This window comes from Amycolatopsis sp. NPDC059021, from assembly GCF_042739895.1.
Lineage (GTDB): Bacteria > Actinomycetota > Actinomycetes > Mycobacteriales > Pseudonocardiaceae > Amycolatopsis.
On sequence record NZ_JBHYIQ010000024.1, the window covers coordinates 57,915 to 76,213 of the forward strand.

Annotated in this window: 6 protein-coding genes; 1 reads left to right on the forward strand and 5 read right to left on the reverse strand. The window is 68.1% G+C overall.

Annotation, left to right across the window (positions count from 1 at the left end):
* Window positions 1-329: 329 nt before the first annotated feature.
* The 3 genes from ACFWX1_RS16885 to ACFWX1_RS16895 all read right to left on the reverse strand — a co-directional run bounded on the left by ACFWX1_RS16885 (window position 330) and on the right by ACFWX1_RS16895 (window position 2,676).
* Window positions 330-1,547, reverse strand: a complete 1,218-nt coding sequence (locus tag ACFWX1_RS16885) for an RNA polymerase sigma factor (protein ID WP_378388191.1) — start codon at window positions 1,545-1,547, stop codon at window positions 330-332.
* Window positions 1,544-1,948 (reverse strand): YciI family protein, encoded by a 405-nt coding sequence (locus ACFWX1_RS16890; RefSeq protein ID WP_378388192.1) that lies wholly within the window; start codon window positions 1,946-1,948, stop codon window positions 1,544-1,546. The genes ACFWX1_RS16885 and ACFWX1_RS16890 overlap by 4 nt, the downstream gene beginning before the upstream one ends.
* 89 nt (window positions 1,949-2,037) lie before the next feature.
* Entirely contained in the window at window positions 2,038-2,676 is a 639-nt protein-coding gene (locus ACFWX1_RS16895) for a TetR/AcrR family transcriptional regulator (protein WP_378388194.1), read from the reverse strand.
* A gap of 90 nt (window positions 2,677-2,766) precedes the next feature.
* On the opposite strand from ACFWX1_RS16895, the gene ACFWX1_RS16900 reads away from it, so the two are divergent.
* Window positions 2,767-4,293 (forward strand): FAD-dependent monooxygenase, encoded by a 1,527-nt coding sequence (locus ACFWX1_RS16900; RefSeq protein ID WP_378388196.1) that lies wholly within the window; start codon window positions 2,767-2,769, stop codon window positions 4,291-4,293.
* 182 nt (window positions 4,294-4,475) lie between these two features.
* Here ACFWX1_RS16900 and ACFWX1_RS16905 read toward each other — a convergent pair whose 3' ends face one another.
* Both ACFWX1_RS16905 and ACFWX1_RS16910 read right to left on the reverse strand, forming a co-directional pair.
* Window positions 4,476-5,591 carry a hypothetical protein gene (locus ACFWX1_RS16905; protein ID WP_378388197.1) on the reverse strand — a complete coding sequence of 372 codons (1,116 nt, stop codon included), beginning with the start codon at window positions 5,589-5,591 and terminating at the stop codon, window positions 4,476-4,478.
* 176 nt (window positions 5,592-5,767) lie between these two features.
* Complete coding sequence (locus ACFWX1_RS16910; protein ID WP_378388199.1) at window positions 5,768-18,265, reverse strand: hypothetical protein; 12,498 nt, start codon at window positions 18,263-18,265, stop codon at window positions 5,768-5,770.
* Between the last annotated feature and the right edge of the window lie 34 nt (window positions 18,266-18,299).

Consider the following 18,299-nt stretch of genomic DNA (forward strand, 5'->3'; position numbering starts at 1 on the left):
GGCCCCCCCCCACGCCGGGCCGCGGCGCGCACCCCCCCCGTGGTCCGCGGTCACGGCCACCTCCAGGTATTGGCGCGCGGGTAAGGAGGCCTTCACGGCATTCGGTGAGTCTGGGGTGCGTGGCCGGTGGGGTGGGTGGTGTTCGCGGGGTTGTCGTGCCGGCTGAGGATTCGCGCGGCGGTCTCGGGTGCCGCGAACGCTCCGTTCGGGACGCTCATCGTCGGCAACGGAGCGTTCACGGCACCGGGCGATGCCGGAGATCAGGCAGTGAGGCCACGCGAAGCCGGGGCTCGCGCGCGAAGAGCCGCCTAATGGTCCTTTATGGACGGTCAGGCGCGGGTGTGGAGGCGGGCGGCCTGGGTGGTCAGGTACTGCTGTTCCGGCAGGTTCGTGGTGCGGGCCGCCGCGGCGCGGTAGTGCTTTTCGGCGGACGCGGGGTCGCCTGCCAGTTCGAGGAGATGCGCGCGGACGGCGTCGAGGCGGTAATGCCCGGCGAGGCGGCCGGCGACGGCGTCGAGCAGGTCCAGACCAGCCCGCGGGCCGTGCACCATGGCCGCCGCGACTGCGCGGTTGAGCGAGACCATCGGATTGTCCGTCAGCCGTTCGAGCATCCCGTACAGCGCGAGGATCTGCGCCCAGTCGGTGTCCTCGACGCGCAGGGCGATGTCGTGCACGGCGGCGATCGCGGCCTGCAGGCGGTACTCCCCCAGCAGGCCCCGCGCGAGGGCCGCGGTGCTCAGCGCGACGCCCTCCCGGATCTGCTCGCGGTCCCACAGCCCGCGATCCTGGTCCGCCAGCGGGATCAGCTCACCACCGGCACCCGCGCGGGCCGCGCGGCGGGCGTCGGTGAGCAGCATCAGCGCGAGCAGGCCCGCGACCTCGCCGTCCTCGGGCAGCATCCGGTACGCCAGCCGGGTCAGCCGGATGGCCTCCACCGCGAGTTCGGTGCGCTGCAGGTCGCTGCCGACGCTGCTGGCGTAACCCTCGTTGAAGATCAGGTACAGCACGTGCAGGACCGACCGGAGCCGCCGCTCGCGCTCGGCGCCGGACGGCATCCGGAACGGCTCGCCGGAGGACTTGATCTTCTGCTTGGCCCGGGTGATGCGCTGGGCCATCGTCGCCTCCGGCACCAGGAAGGCGTTCGCGATCTCGGCGGTGGTCAGGCCGCCGACGGCCCGCAGCGTCAGCGCCACCGCCGACGCCGGGGTCAGCGCGGGATGACAGCACAGGAACAGCAGGATGAGCGTGTCGTCGCGATCGGGGACGTCCACCGCGGGCAGTTCCCGCAACGCGGCGACGTCCTCCCGGCGCCGCCTGGCCTGTTCACTGCGGTACTGGTCGGTCAGTTTGCGGACCGCGGCCTGGATCAGCCAGCCGCGCGGATTGTCCGGCGTCCCGTCGGAAGGCCAGTGCAACGCGGCGGCGAGCAGCGCCTCCTGCACGGCGTCCTCGGCGGCCGGGAAATCGCCGTACCGCCGCACGAGCACGCCGAGGACCTGCGGCGCCAGTTCGCGCAGCAGGTCCTCGACGCGGGGTTCGGTGTTCACGGCTGGATCGGCGGGGCGTCCATGATCTGGCGGAGTTCGATGGGCTGCTGGATCGGCGCCCCCGCGGGCCCCGGCGCCGCCGAGATCTTCGCCGCGATCTCGATCGCGCGGGCCTCCGATTCGACGTCCACCACGCGGTACCCGGCAAGCAGTTCCTTGACCTCGGGGAACGGGCCGTCGGTCACGACCGGCGCGGTCACGCCGTCGAAGGTCACCTTCTTGGCCAGCTCCGGCCCGGCCAGCCCCTGCGCCTCGACGAACTCGCCGTTGGCGACCAGTTCCCGGTTCAGCACGTGCTGGAACTCGATGTGGGCCTTGATGTCCTCGGGCGTCCACTCGGTCATCGGGACGTCGCAGCCCGCGCCGCCTTCGTAGTTCTGCAGCAGCATGTACTTCGGCATGTCCGGCTCCTCATCGTTTCGTGCGCCCATCTTGACGCTTTCACGAAGAGGACGGGGCACGCCGCGCCCGCTCTACACGCACGGGGAAATCAGTAGCCGAATTTTTCGGCGCCCTTGCCGAGCAGGGCGAACGCCCTGGTCAGCGCCACGACGGCCTCCTGGTGGACGTCGTCGGCGCTACGCCCGCCCGCGAGCTTCGCCCAGTTGCGGTGGGCGAGTTCGTGGGTCACGGCGACGACCTGGACGGCGACCAGCCTGCAGATGAAGGTGTTCTCCTCGCCGGTCGCCTCCCGGAAGGCCTCGGCCAGTTCGTCGGTGTCGTACGTGCGGAGCTGCGCCAGCCGCGCGGCCAGGCTGGGCGTGCCGAACACGAGCCGGTTGAAGGCGAGGACTCCGGGGTCGTCGCACAACCCCGTGACCGGGTCGCGCTTGTCGAGTGCCTTGCGGATGTGGCGTTTCAGCGCGGCGAGGGGCTTCTCGTCGGGTTCACGGCCGCGGACGACGCGGGCGGCCTCGCCTCGGTGATCGGCGAAGCGGTCGAGGACGAGGTCCTCCTTGGTCGGGAAGTAGCGGAACAGCGTCGGCTTGGACACCTCGGCGGCCGCCGCGACGTCGGCCACCGACACCGCGTCGAACCCGTCCGCCAGGAACATCGCGATCGCGGCCTCGGAGATCGCCCTGCGCGTGCGCTCCCGCTTCCTGGCCCGTAGGCCGACCGGCTCACTCACGTACACCAGCTTAACACTCGGTCATTAATTTAACTCGGTTGCACTTGATACTCGGTTACGTTTTACTGGGCACCGACCGAGAGGAGACAGATGAACACCGTGGTGATCGCAGGCGCGGGCCCGACCGGCCTGACACTGGCGTGCGAACTGGCCCGGCGCGGTACGCCCGTCCGCGTCCTCGAGAAGTCCCCGGAATTCCCGCGCAGCTCACGAGCCAAGGGGCCGAACCAGCGGAGCTTGGAGATCTTCGAGGACCTCGGCGTCCTGAAGCGGATCTTCGCGGCGGGAAGTTCGGCGCCGGTCATGCGGAAGTACCGGGACGGCAAGCTGATCTCGGCAACTGATCCGTGGGCGGGCGCCACCCCGACGCCCGACCGGCCCTACGAACGAGGCTGGCTCATCGCGCAGTACCGGGTCGAGGAGATCCTTCGGGAAAAGCTCGCCGAGTACGGCGCCCACGTCGAACTGGGTGCCGAACTGACCAGCTTCACCCAGGACGAAACCGGTGTGCGCGGCACGCTCGCGGACGGGACCCGGTTCGAGGCCGCTTACCTGATCGGCTGCGACGGCGGGCACAGCACGGTCCGCAAGCTCCTCGGCATCCCGCTGGTCGGCGAAACCGCCGAGGAACAGCGGATGGTGCTCGGCGACGTGGAGGTGACGGGCATCGATCGCGGGTTCTGGCACCAGTGGCTCGACACCGACGGCGGAGTGCTGCTGTGCCCGGTCCCCGGCACCGAGCGGACGTGGTGGTTCCAGGCCGCGCCGGAACGCGGCCCCGACGGCGCACCGCTCGGCCCGTCGCTGGAAAGCTTCCGGCGGTTGTTCGCCCGGCACGCCCGCCTGCCCGGGGAATGGCTGATCAAGGCCGAACTGCTCTCGACCTACCGGGTCAACGTGCGCATGGCCGAGCGCTACCGCGCCGGGCGGGTGCTGCTCGCGGGCGACGCGGCCCACGTGCATCCGATCGCGGGCGGAATGGGCATGAACACCGGCATCCAGGACGCGTACAACCTGGGCTGGAAGCTCGCGCTCGTCGCGGCGGGCGAGGCGGGGGACGCGCTGCTGGACAGCTACGAGGCCGAGCGGCTGCCGATCGCGGCGTGGACACTGGAGGTCACCTCGGAACGGCTTCGCATGGCGCTGGCCGAGATCAGGAAGCCGGGCGGCGGCCTCGATGTCGTGGTGACCGAGGAGACCAGCACCCTCGGCGTCGGGTACCGCTGGAGCCCGCTGTCGCTTCGACCGTCCACAAGCGACAGTCCACTTCAGCCAGGTGACCGCGCGCCGGACGCACCTTGTGCGGACGTCGAAACCGGCGCGGTGGTCCGGCTGTTCGAGACCTTCGCCGGACCGCACTTCACCCTGCTCGGCTTCGGCGAGCGAGCAGCGGCCGCGCTGCCCGGCCTCGCCACCCCGCACGGGAACCTGGTCCGCCCGGTCGCGATCGACGCCGGCGCTCCCGGACTGTCCGATAAGGACGGACACGCCGCACGCGCCTACGGCATCACCGGCGACACGCTCGTCCTGATCCGCCCCGACAACTACGTCGCGGCGATCGTGGCGACGAACGAAGCGCCCCGGATCGCGGACCACCTCACCGCACTCCGAACCTGACGAGTTACGCCTCCAATCACGCTAGATCTCCGTTCAATCACGCGAGACCGCCGTTCAATCACGCGAGATCTCCGTCCAGTCGCGTTAGACCGCCGGGCGTGACGCGGCGCCTCGCGTGACCAAGCACGCTACTCACGTGACCGGGCACGCAACTCGCGTGATCAGAGACGTAACTCGCGTGATCAGGTGCAGGCGACCTTCATCTGGGCGGCGGCGTGGTGGGCGAGGCCGCCACTGTTCTTCCAGTCCACGCCACGGGAGTGCAGCTGGACCGAGACCTTGCCGCCGCTCACGGGGAAGCGTCCGGCGTCGACCCAGCGGCCCTGCTGCTGGGTCTGGTTGATCTGGAAGGAGCCTCCACTGGACACGGTGTAGTAGGACGGATTGCCGCCGACGCGGGTCGCGTCGCCAGTGGGGACGTACACCAGCACCTGGCAGCTGCCCTGCGAAACCGGGCCGGTGGTGAAGTTCCAGACGGCCGAGTTGTCGCCGTCGTGGTTGTCCCCCGACATCGGCACGGAGTAGAAGCCGCCGTTGCAGCCGTCACCCCCGTAGCCGCCACTGCCGCTGCTGAGCCAGCCTTCCTCGCCCTTGGTGTAGTACCCGGGCTTGCCGAACGATCCGGCCGAACAGCCGGGGCCCGCCACCATGACGAACGGCTGCGCCGACTGTGCGGCCGGAGGGCTCCCGGCGGGCGCTTGGGGGGCGGCAGGGGGCCCGCCGGGAGCTGCTGGTGGAGCCTGACCGGCAGGCAGACCGCCCGGTGCTGCCTGCTGGCCGGCCGGGGCGCCCGGCGGCGCGAGCGCGACCGGGTTCGGCAGTCCCCCGGCGGCGCCGGTGTCCGGCTGCGCGCCGGGCACCAGACCGCCGTGCGGACCCGCCTTGTCCTGGAAAGCGGCCGGATCGAGGACGGGCGCCGGGGTGGGGTCCGCATGGTTCACCAGCGCCATCACCAGGAGCGGAGCCGCCAGCAACACGAGCCCGACGACGCCCGCGCCGGCGAGGATCGGCCGCGGCACCCGGTTCGCCGATTCGACCGACTCGTCGACCTGCCGGGCTTCGGTATCCGCGACAGCAGCGGTTTCGGCCTCCACCGCGACCTCGGCGGCAGCCATACTGCCCGCGGCAGCCGCACTGTCCGCTATGGACACAGCATGAGCCGAAGCTCCCGCGTCCGCGACGGGGTCGGTGAGCGCCGAGACCGCCGGACTCGCCGAAGCCACAGTGGACTCGGCGCCATCCGCCTCGGCTTCCTGCTGCTGTGCCGAGATCAGGTACGCGGTCCCGCTGCCCGTCATTCGCTCTTCCAGCCGCCCCGCAGACCGCGGCACGGCCGCCCCGTCAGAAGTCACCGTCGTTTTCCCATCCTGCGCCGGATCCTGCCCTCCGGTGCCGCCGACACCGGTTCACGGGCTCATCCTTTCGACGACCGGCCGCCGCAGGCCAGTCCCGGTTTTGGGGACACCGGTTGTCCTCAGGAGCCGGAAAGGACGCGGTCGAACATGTCCTCGACGCTCTCCCGCGCGGGTCCTGCCGCGTACCGGCCGCTGTATTGCCACAGGCCACGGGCATACTCCGCTGCTGCCTGCTCCCCTTCGGCACGGTGGATCCCGGCAAGCACGGCCAAGTCACGCCGGTGTGCCGCCGAGGACGGATCGCAGCGCAACCCGGCGGCCGTGGCGATCCGGCGCGCCGCCACTTCATCCACAGTGGACTGTTTACCCCGGTCCCGCCATCCCGCCCACCGCTCTTCCTGCTCCCGCCAGGCTTCGCGGCGGTCACGATCGACGTCTCCGGGCTGCTGCTCCACCGCGTCATGGAACTCTTCTTGTGGTGTATCGAACTCGTCCGCCGCGTCGTGGAAGATGTCCCCGGACTCGGCAGAGCGATCCGGCGGCGGGGTGAGTCCGAGAACCCGCAGTCCCGCCTCGTCCGTCCGGAACACCGCGGCGTTCCAGCCGAGGGCCGCACGCGGGATCGTCCACTGCTCGGGCACGGTCTTGCCGCGATACTCCGGCGTGACCCGCCAGCGGACGTCCGCGGTCACCAGGTACGTCACGCCACTCGACTTGTGCTCGGTCTCCTCCGTCTTGCCGCCGGCCTTGAGTGGTTCGGCCGCCTTGTGTTCGGCGGCAGGCCCCTTCACCGTCAGTTCGAACGCCGCGCGGCCGGTCTCCCCCGGCACCGACGTACTGCCAGCCGCGGCACTCCACAGCTGGCCGCTCCCGCTGGCCTTGGCCCCGGACCCCGCCGCCGACGTCGTGGTGTACGTGCTCTCCACCAGTTCACTGTGGACGGACTTGCCCGTGGTCGACGTACCGCTCGCCGCGTAGTGGGTCACCCGCGGGTCGAGCAGTTCGGCGTGCAAGGTGATCGCTGTCAGCGGACCGTGGTTGAGCAACCCGGCGAACGCGCGGTCGAGGTCGAGACCGCCGATGCGATACCCCTTGGCACCGAACAAGGTCGGTGCGTGGCCGGACAACAGGCTGGCCCCGGTCGCGCGCTCCACGACCTGCCTGCTGCCCCCCGCGTCGATCGGCAGCTTCGGTGGAGGCCTGCCGGACGACTCGCCGGGCAGCACCCCGTCCAGCACCTCCCCAAGCGCCGCATGGAGCTCGTCGGTCCGCAACATCGGCCGCACACCGGCCGGCAGACCCACCACGTTGCCCGTCCTCACCGCCGCGAACGCGCCTGGCACCGGCAAGGCGTCCGTCTCCGGAACGGTCGTGCGAACGGCGTCGCGGATCGGAGCGAGCGAGACCCTGGTGGTGGTCGAGGCAGGTGGGAACAGCCAGTCGATCGTGCCCAGCGAAATCGTCTTCGGCGCTCTGCTCCAGCTCGCGGTCTTCTCGACCTCGAGAGAGAGTTCGAGGTCGTGGACGAACGAGACGGTCTTCCCGTCATGGTTCATCGTGTGCTCGGACTCGTCCTTGCCGGTGAAGGTCGCCGCCTGCTCGGCCTTGACGTTGCCGTCGGCGCTGCCCGCCCAGCCCGGATTCGCCTGGACCTGTCCGTTCGGGAAGGCGCTCCACACCATGTTGCCCTCAAGTGCGTTCGTCGTCATCGCGGTGATCGTCCCGGCGTGTTCGGCCGCTGCCTTGTACTTGTCCTTGAGCTTCCACTGTTCCGAGGTCCCGGCGACTTTCCCCGGCCCCTGCTTGGCCTTGAGCCGCACCGCGATGTCGGTGCGGCCGAACGGGCCGTCGTAGTGGTAGGCGAACCGCACACCGTGACCGAGCAGATCCCCATACAGGGCCGAAAGCCCGGACGGCGAAAGCTGCGCGGCGAGATGCGGGGGCAGCGAGGCGCCGAGCGATGCGGCTCCCGGCTCGAAGAGCCAGTAACGCATCGACTTCGCCAAGCCCCGCAGTTGCGCGAGAAACCCTTGGCGAGCCGGTTCCGGCAACACCGGTGAAGCCACTGTGGACAGTTCTTTGAGGATCGCGGGGAGCAGGTCCGTGGTCACTGCCTGCCGCACGGCGACATGCCCGAGGCCGGGGTGTGTCACCGCGACGAAGTCCTGCGACGAAGAGGGTGGCGAAGGGCTCTCGTGGCTCGGCGCGATCTGCCACTGGACCTCGCCGAGCTGGTGGAGTTGATCGTCGGGTATCCACAACCGGATCGTGTCCGGGGTGTCGATCCCGTAGTGCCGCTCGGCCTGCTTGCCGAAGTGATCGCCGAGAACCACGTTGGTGTGCTGGGTGTTCCGCCCGGTGAGCACAGTGCTCGCGTCGAGGGAAACGAGGTAGGCCGGGCCGGTGTAGGTCCGGCCACGGCTCGCCTCCTGCTCGAACTTCACCCCGGTGCCATGCGTCTTCTCGCTGGTCCAGGTGTAGGTGCCTTGCGGCACCACCGAAGCCTCGTTGTTGACCCGGAGATTCGTCCGCAGATCGCCCGAGACGTCCCACACACTCCGGTCCACGGTGGCATGTCCGTGGCCGCTCTTGGCCTTGCCGGACACGGTGAGTTCAAGGCTCTCGGCGTGGTCGATCACCTTGGCGTTGCCGAACGCCATCCGCACCGAACCGGTGCCGAGCTGATCACGATAGCCGGTGAAGAGCTCACCCTGCCCGTACCGGTGCACCGACGTCTGGTAGGTGCCGGTGGCCACCTTGTCGAGGTGGGCGGCGAGCGTACTCGGGCTGACGAACGTGTGCACGAGATGGTCGGCTACCACCCCCAGCCCCGCGTCCTTTCCCGTGACGGCCTTGGCGAGCCACCCGGCAAGGCCAGGTGGAAGTTCGATGCTGTGCACCGCGTAGTCGTCGGGAAGCGACGCCCGCTTCCACCCCGAGGGCAGCACCGGGGTTCCGCTGTCGACGAGCTTCGCTTCGCCCAGCGGTTCCTGGCCAGGTGTCGCGCCCAGCAGCCGGTTGCCACCGGCTGCTTCGAACTTCGCGTCCACGGTCAGCGAATCGTGGAGTGCCTTGCCGTTCTCGCCGTACACGTCGATGTCGTAGCGCATCCGCTGCCGGTAACCGTGCACAGTGGCCGTCTGCCAGGACTTCTCGTGCTCGTACCCGGCGGACGTCGTCGTGGTGACCTCGGTGTCACCGAACTTGCGGGTGCCGTTCACCGAGAACTGGGCCGTGCGCGCGGTGAGCCACGGAAAGGTGGGGAGAGCCGCGCCGAGCCCACCGCCCGCCGTCCCGTTGCCCTTCATCACCGAGGTGTGCTCACCACTGGTGACCGCCTGCGTCGTCGTCTTCAGCTCGGTGGTCGTCGCGGGGACATGCTCCGGCGGAGCCACCGGTTTCGCGCGGATGACGACCCGCACGTACTCGGTACCGGTCGAGGTGCGTGCGTGGGTTTCGGCGGGCAGCAACAGGGAAAGGCCGTTGCCCGCCAAGTCCGCGGCGTGCGCGGCGAGGTACTGCGGGGTTACCTCGGTCTTGACCAGTTCCTGGTTCACCATGACGTGCGAGGGCTGATAGAGCTGACGGCTCCGATGCGGCAGCGTCGTCCCGGAAAGCAGGTTCTGGATCCGGCCGGCGAGCGCGGTGGCGGGGAAGGACACCGTACCCGCCCCCAGCACCGACATCGGCGAGATGGGCAGTGCGGAGGTGGCGAGGGCGCCGTCCGCCAGGTCGGCCTCCACGATGTCCGGTGTGGACTGTTCGGTGCTCCAGCCCTGTGCGACCGCGTCCTCCTTGGTCATCCAGACCGTCGCCCCGTGCTCGACCGGATGACCATCCACAATGGTCTCAGTCGGCCCGTCGTCCACGGTGAGCCGGACCGTGTATTCGAGATCCGCCCGGTAGGCGGTGAGCTTTCCCTTGGTGATCGCCTCGTGCTGCACCTTTGTGCCCGAGGTGTGCACCATCGTCAGCTCATCGCTCCCGACACCACTGCCGGAGAGCGACAGGGTGAAGTCCTTGCGCGAGCCAAGTGTGTAGGTGCCGTCGATCCCGGGCCACGACGCCGAAACGCCACCACCCCATTTCACGTCGAGTGTCTGTTTGGACTTCTGTGTCCCGGCGTGTTCGTTCTTGCTGCCCGAGGTCTGCGCCGCCGCCCCTTCCCCGTGCGCCAGTGGAACCGGATTCCGGGCACCGGCCCGGAACTCCAGTGTGGCCGTGCGCGTCCTACCGCGGTGTTCGAAGGTCAGCGTCTTGGTGATCGCGTGGCCGGCGAGCACGTCCGGGCCGCGTGCCGACAGCCCCTTACCGCTCAGCTGCTGGATCAGTGTGTCGCGCGCGGCCGATCCCAGCACGGTAACCGCGTTACGCACCAACGACTTCTCCGGCATCCCGTCGATGACCGCCTTGAGCAGGTCTCGGTCGCCACGGAGATACGCGGAACGCAGGCTGGTGACCGCTGGCAGGTGTGCCGCCCCGGCGGCCGCGACCGGGGGCGCGGTCACGGCCTGCGCGGTCACGGCCGGCGCGGTCACCGTCACACCGTCTTCCACGACCCCGCCGTCGGCCATCGTGTGCCGGAACGTGTGCAGTGTGTACCCATAGGCCAGCGTGTGCCGGGTCGTCGTGGTGACCGACGTCAGCTCCACGGCCGACTTCAGCGAGGCCTCCATGGTGTTCGCCGACTTCCACGTCGTCGACACACCTGCCTTGCTGGTATGGGACAACTCGGCGGTCCGCACCGGTGTCGCGGTGCCCGTGCCGGCCGACAACGACATCGAGACGCCCTTGTCCCGCGGTGCCACTGAAGCGGTCTCGGTCGCACTCTTGCCGTAGTCGCCTTCGACGTTTGCGATCTTGTGCTTCTCCGAGCTTTCCCCGCTCTTCGCGGATTTCGCCTCACCGGAAATGCCCAATTGGACGGTCACTTCGACGGCGTCCTTGCCGCTGCCAAAGGACTTGGTGACGCCCTCGTTGGCGAAAGCCGTGAAATTCTCCTTGAGTTCAAGGTCCGAGAAGGACGCCAGTAGCGCTGTCGCCGTACGCTCGTCGATCCCCGCCTCCGCCATGGCGGTACCCAAGGAGGCTCGCAGCTGTTCGCCGTCGACCGCCTCGGCTGTCGCGAGGTTCGCCGTCACGAGCAGACGGACTTCCGCCGTGGCCGGTACCGGTCCGGGCTCGCCCGCCGATTCGTCCGGCTCGACGAGCGTGTCCAGCTCGTGCTTCCATACCTCGTCGGCCTTCTTCGCGCGAGCCTCGTACTCCTGGTGTGCCCCCTCGACCTGACGGCGCCGCACGCGATCGGCATCCTCGTACAGGGTCCGCAGATCCGGACCACCTCGGTCGGTGACCTGACGCCACGCCCGGTCCGCCGCGTCGAGTTTCTCCTGCCACTCCGCCTTCGCCGCGTCGAGTTCCGCCCGCCAGCGCTCGCGCGCCGCTGTCAGCTCGACGTGTTGTTCGTCATCCGCGCCACCGTCATCCCGCACCGGGGCACGCCTGAACGCGGAGCGGTCTTCATGGTCCGTCGATTCTCGGCCGAGTAGTTCGTTCCGTGCCCGTTCGTCGGCGATCCGGATGCGTTCGCGGTGCTCGACGATTTTCCGGCCGGTGGCGAACATTCCGGCGAGGGCGCGGATCTTGTCCGTCAAGGCGGATTCGGCGTACGCGAAATGCCTGTGATCGGCGGTGAACACGATTCCGTCATCGTCACGGGCGAACTTGGTCGTGAAGGAGTTCGGTCCCTCGTGCCGGACCCCGTCACGATCGACATATCCACTGTGGACGGTATAGGACGAGAAATCGGCCTGATAGTACTGGTGGAACTCCTCGAACAGCCTGCGAGCCGCGTCCGGTGCCGGGCTGAGCGTGGCGGCGAGGTCGTGGACGAACCGGAACACTTCGTCGGCGTCGATCTTGCCCCGCAGGTAGAACCCGAACGGATCCGAGTCGACCATCGCCCGGACCACGCGGAACTCCGCGTCGCCGCCCCACAGGTGGCGGTAACGATCCATGAGCTGGACGGCCAGCTTGTGCTCGGGCTCACGATCGTGCTGCCCTTGCCCGTTCCCGAACTGGTTCTTGGCGTTGACCTTCTCGATGTCGTGGAACAGGATCGCCTTGGCCAGCGCGTCCGCGGGCACCAGACGCTGCTCGGGGTCCTCGTGCGCGGTGAGCTCGAAGTACTGCCCGAGCACCATCTGCGCATGCTCGTAGAAGGTGTAGGTGCCCTTTTCGGTACGCTCCGGCAGCAGCTGCTGCTTGGTGGCGACCTCGTCGAACTTCCTGCCCAGCTCGGGAAAGTACTCGATCAGCTTGTCCACGATGGCGTGTGGATCGCGGTTCCCGCCGTTGATCAGCCGGTCGAGATCTCGACCGGCCGCGCGTTGCTCCTTGGCGACGTCATCCCGCTTCGCGTTCCACTCGGCGAACTCGTTCGGAAACGGAGCGTTGCCCTCGACCTGCAGGCGCGTGTTGAAGTCGATGGCGATCCGCTTGGAGTCGGCCGCGATCAGGAAGCCGATCTCGGCCTGCGTGGCGATCTCCGGCGCCTTGTCCATCAGCTGTTCGACCTCGGTGGCGTCGACCGGGTCGAACACGAACCCGTCCAGCGCCTGTTCGGACCTCGCCCGTGCCTCGTCGGCGACAGCCCTCGCCATCAGGTCCCGGAAACCCTTATCCGCCAACGCCAGCTCGGGGCTGGTCCGCAACGCGTCGGCGATGTCGGCGGCCAGCTTGGGCAGCACCTCGTCCTTGATGACGGTCTTCAGCTGCCCGGATGCCGCCCGCGTGAGGTCCCGCCCGGTGAACGCGTCCAGCGCGTGAGTAACGACCGAGCCGAGCACCCGACCCTTGACCATGTCCGCGAACCGATCGCCGACGATATGCAGCCCGGATACCTCGGGCAGCGCCAGTTGTTCGCGCACCTGGTCACCGAACCGGACGAGCCGGTCACCGCTGAGCCACCCGGCCTTCTTCCCGCTGCCGCCCTCGAAATCCGCGAAGTCACGGAGCTTTCCGAACTCGGCGGTCAGCGCCTCCCGAAAGCCTCCCTTGACCGCCTCCGCGACGGCCTCGCGGCTGGCGTCGTCGAACAGCGCCAAGGCGGGGTGTGCCCGTACCTTCTTCACGAAGGTGTCGGTCAGTTTATCGACAACGTGTACGTCGAAGGTGCGGACAGCACCCGACTTCACCTTGACGCCGTTCTTGATCAACCGTTCGAGCGTGGTCTCGTCCTTGACTGTCGTGCCGTTGTTCAGGATCCGGATCGCGGTGTCCACGTCCTTGGTCACCGCCTTCACAACGTCGGGCAAGACCTTCTTGCCCAGCACTTCGTGGAAGGCCGCACCGTCCACATCGGGCGGTGCGGTATCGGCGAGATACTCGCGGAGGACATCCGGCGCGGTCAAGAGGACCTTGTCGCTGACCTTCCCGACCATCGCGGCACCGGGGCCGACCTTGTTGAGGAACTGGTTGAGCCGCCTGACCCGCTCCTCGAATCCACGCACCGTCGTCTGCGGAATCTCGGTTTCCTGGCCGGGGAACGAGTCCGCGTCCGGCTCGATACGCGCGTTAGGACGGCGCTCCCCCACCGCCTGCTTCATCTGCTCCCACGTGACGACATGCTCGCGCAACTCGACGGCGATCTCGCGCAACCGCTGTGGATCGTTGCTGAACTTCAGCTTTCCCTTCTCGTCCCTGCCCTTGAACCACGGGTCGTAGTCCTCACCGAACACGTCGGACCGGAAGTCCCGGCTCAGTCCAAGACGCTCGTGCAATGTGGACATCGGCAGCTCCCGGCCCGACGTACCGCCCTTCGGGAACTCGGTGCCGGTGGCCGTGTAGCTGATGAGCGACCCGCGTACCGCCCGCTCGATCAGCTTGTCCAGATCGACGCCTCCGACGCCGAATTGGTTGGGATCAGCCGCTTGGTCCACATTGAACGTCTTGCCCGCAGCGGCCGACGCCCCGACGCCTTCGACCACAGCCCCATCGGTGATCGCCTGATAGGTCTTCTTGTACGGAATCAGGAACGACCGCAGCACCGGGGTGACCACCGCGGACGATTCACCCTTCAGCCGTTTACCACCCTCATCGCGCTGGTACACGGTGAGCCACTGCAACGCCCGTAGCGGACGTCCCGCACCCACCCACAGCCTCGAATTGCGGCCTGGTGACACCTTGATCCGGCCGGTCTTCGGATCCTGCTGGATGTCCTTGTGCTCCGTCTTCGGCCGGACCTGGTCCCCCGAGAACAGCTCCGGATGCACGACCGCGGTGTACATCCGCACGTAGTGCTTGCCCGCGATGGTCTCCACCTCGAACTCCCCGCGGTGCACCGTGGGGCTGCCATGCTCGACTGCCATCTTCGCCGGGCCGGGGTACGAGATGCCAGGGCGTCCGATGTGGACTATCTCCTTCGTCGCATGGTAGCGGTCGCCGACCCGCACGACGTGCACTGGAACCCCGGCGACCCGGCCGTATGCGGTGAAGGTGCCGTCCGCTTCCAGCACGTGGACACGCGCGCCCGCGGCCTCGGCGATCTCTTTCAGCGACTTGCCGGCCAAGTCCGGGCCCGGGGCGGACGAGGCGGGGTCCAGTGTCTTGGTCACCGCGGCGGCGAAGCTCGTTTCTGGGCCGTCCGCCTCGACCGCGACCATGTCCAGGCCGTGTAGTTTGAGTATCGCACGCTGGGGCGGCTCGAACGTCCTTTGTGGAACTTCCCGGCTGCCCGACACTTCCTGCGACGGTCCGGGATGCACCGGCAGCGCGGCGTTGGCGACGTGCTCGACCAGCCACAGGTGCCGGGGAAGCAACTTGGCATGGTCACCGAGGGCGGCGGTCCCCATCAGTGAGGTATCGGTGTGCACCCGGGAGCCCTGGAGGACCTGAGAGGGGTCGACGTACTCGTCGGGCAGCCCGAGATAGTGACCGATCTCGTGCGCCAGCACGGTGCCGCTGTCCCCCACCGACCAATGTGCCTGATCGGTGGTTCCCCGATGACGCAGCCGGACACGCGCATGCGCCGCACCGGGCTGATCGGTGAACTCGACATGCACGTGGAACTGATCCCCGCTCGGCAACCGGTAGCCGCGGTTGTACAAGCGGCCGACGCCGTCGAGCACCTTCTGTTTCGTGCCTGCCAGGTGAGCCGCAGTGACCCCCGCCGCGGGGTCGAGATGCACGCGGACGGTGAACTCCTGGACGGCACGGCCGTCGGCGAGGGTGTATCGGCGGTGGTCGTAGCCGATCATCCCGGCGATGGAGTCGAGCACGATGTGCGGGCGGCCGTTCTCGCCGATCTTGATCCGGCTGCTGCTCGCGACATCGGTCGACTCGGTGGTCACCGTGCGCGGCGGCGTGCTCTCCCGCAGGTGTTCCCACAGCTCCGGCGGGGCCGGATCACGCGGAGCGAACCAGTCCGCGGTCCGGTCGGCGGGGGCGTGCTGCCAGCTCAAATCGTCCAGCACAGTCTTCTTCGAGGTGACCGATTCGGTCGAGACGTGCTCGTCGGTCTTGCCGAACAGGTCGTCCAGATCGTCCGGCTTCGGGACGGAACCTCCCGGCCCTGCCTCCCGGTCCTCTTCCAGCGGCGGACGCTGCACCATCTGTTCGAGCGGCGCTGGGCGGGTTTCGTGCGTCTTCGGCTCGTCCGGCGGCTGCTGTCCGTTGTGGACGGATGATTGTTCCTCGTCCACTTTGCTGTCGGGGGTATGCCCTGGCACTGGCGGCAGATCGTCGACGCCGCCCGGCTTCGCCTCCGTGCCGATCTCGTGATCGTCAGACGACGTGGGCGTGACGGACTTGAGCCGGTTCAGCCGCGCTTGGAGATCGTCGTCGGACGGCCCACGTCCCCCGCCCGGTTTGCGGGACGGCGGCTTGGGCAGTGGCTCGTCCGCATGCGGCAGATCGGGTGGTGCTTTGACCTTTTCGCTGTCCTTCAGCAGGTCCAGGACGTGTGTCCCGTGCTGAAGATCGCTGCTTGTCTCGGTCGGAACGGCGTCGGGGGCGAAGGTGACGGACTTGAGGTCGTCGAGCCGGTGCTGCAGTTCGGACATCTCCGCCGCGTCCTTGGCGGCACGCAACTCTTCCAGCCGTTTCGCGTAGTCGTCCAGCAGCTTGAGGTGTTCCGTCGCGTCGCCGAGCTTGGTGGCCGCTTCCTTCTGTTTCTGCCACTTCGCGCTCTCGACGTCGGTCATCCCGAGCTTGCGCTCGTACTCCCTGGCCGAGCGCTGCGCTTGCTTCTCCGCGTGCTCGTAGGCCTTCTGCGGCGAGGACATGTCGCCCGGACCATCGCCGAACACCTTCCGGTACCGCTCGGCGAGCTCGTCGTCTGCGGGAAGCGTCGGCGGGTCCGGCAGCTGGGCGAGCAGATCGAGGGCGTTCGAGTCCTCTTCGGACAATTCCAGCGGAGTGTTCTTCAGATTCTCGTACCTCGCTGTGAAGTCCTCGGTGAATTCGGCGTGTTCGTTCGCCTCGTGTTCCTGGTGTTCATTGGCGAGTTCGGCGTACCGCTCGTCCCGCTGTGTCATGACGTCGAGCACGTGCTGGGGTCCGTGTTTCCCGGCCTCGGCAATCCTGTCCGCCCACTGCCGGTTCTCCTCGGGCGTCATGGTGCCGTGCTCACCGTTGTGGAGCCGGTCCAGCCGAACCTGATCCGGCAGTGCATGGGGCACCACGGGGGCATCCTCGACGTGCGCGACGTACTCGGTCACCGGGGTGTGTGGTGCCGGTGGCGCGGCGCTGAGCTGGTCTTCCAGATTCTTCAGCTGGTGAAGCTCCTGCTCTTCGCCGGTGTGCCGGTGCTCGGGGCCCGCATGATCCGAACTGGTCGGCACCGGTGTGGGCGCGCCGGTGCCGGTGCCGTGGTTCTCCGGCCGCGTCCCGGAATCACCCGCCGGAGGCCGTCCGGAGGCCGGCGTGGTGGTCGACGGAGGTTCTGGGGAACGCGGAGCGCCGGGACCGGTGCTGTGGCCACTACCGGTGGCCGGGGCGTTCACCGACGTCGGGACCTGGACGACCGGTTTGTCCTGAGTGGAGGATTCGTTCCCCGGGTGGTTTCCGCCCTCGCCCGCCACGTTTTCGTGTCCACTCGGGAAGTCGGTCTCCACCGGTTCGAAATGGTCCAGAACGGACGGATCGAAGTCGTTCCCGTCACGGCCGTGAGGTACGTCGTCCAAGCCGTGCGAGGCGACGCCGCCGAACGTCGAGGTGTCGCCTGGTGGGTCCTTCGGTACGTCAGGCATGTCCGGCGTCTTGAGGTTCTCGACGACGTCCTTGAGCTTGTCCGCGAGGGGCTCGCCCATGAACTTGTCCATCAGGTCACCGGCGGCACCGCTTACCGCGCCCCCGGTGAAGCTCCACCAGTTCGCCTTGAACTGGTGCTCATCGCTGAAGGCCAGGTTGTTCAGGCCTTCGCCGAGGTAGCCCTGGGCGCCGTAGACCGGCGCGCCCGCGACCGGTTTGAGGATCTGGTACGGCACCGACCCCTTCAGATGCTCCGAGGTCTCCTTGTAGATCACCTCGGGTACGTCGTGCGTCAGCGCCTTGAAGGTGTCCGAGCCGATCTTGCCCTCGAAGTGCTGCAGCGCGGTCTTGAGTTCCTGCTGCAATCCGGCCTTGCCGACGTGGCCGACGTTCGACGTGAAGGTGTCCGACCAGGCCTTGCCCAGCGCCTTCTTCTCGGCACTGGTGAGGGTGTTCTCGAAGCTCTTGTCGAACACCTTCGTCAGGTCGTTCGCGAGTGACTTCGCCTCACTCTTGGGCAGGTTGCGAGACCATTCGTCGCCGAAACTCTGGGTGATGTTGGTCTTGTACTTCGTCAGTGTCTTGGCGAACTGCTCCCCGAAGTCCTTCAGCGAATCCGGGAAGACATTCTTGATGCTCTCGGTGAGGAACTTGCCGAAGTCCTTGGTGACGAGCTTGGCCAGGGTGTCACCGAGTGCCTTGGCGCCCATGGACGCGACACCGCCGAGCGACCCGGACAGCGCGCCCGATTTGACGGCGTTCTCCAGGCTCTCGAAGTCGAACTTGTTGCGGTGGCCCTGCCCGATCTGGATCTCCTGGGCGATCACATCCGCCAGCACCGCGGCGAGCACCGCCATCGCGACCGAGACGATCGTTTCGAGCAGCAGGTTCAGCAGGAACCGCAGGATCATGCTGCCGACCGCCTTGATGGTCGGGATGAGCAGCAGGGACAGCCCGGCGGTGACGGGCGCCATCGCGTACGCGGCCGCGATCTGGGCGGGGATGAGGACCAGCTGGATGATCGCGGAGTACTTCATGTACTCGACCTGTGTCGCGATCTTCTCGGCGTATTCACCGTACGCCTTGACCGCCTTCTCCGCGGCCTCGAGCGGCACGACTCCCTTGTCGTTCTTGGTGATCAGCTGCCGCATGCGATCGGCGAACGCCGCGCCGGCCTGACCGTTGAAGTCGCTGCCGATGGCGTCGGTGAGCTTCCGGATCTGCTCGGAGATCCGCGGGAAGTTCTCTCCCGCCTGGCGGTAGAGCGCGGCGACCTCGCGCAGCTTGTCCTCGTCCGCCGTCGGCCACTCCGTGCCGGTCAGCACCTTGAACAGGGTGATGCCCTGCTCGTTGATCATCAACGACACGGCCGCGCGCTCCCTTTCCTCCCCCGGTTCCCGG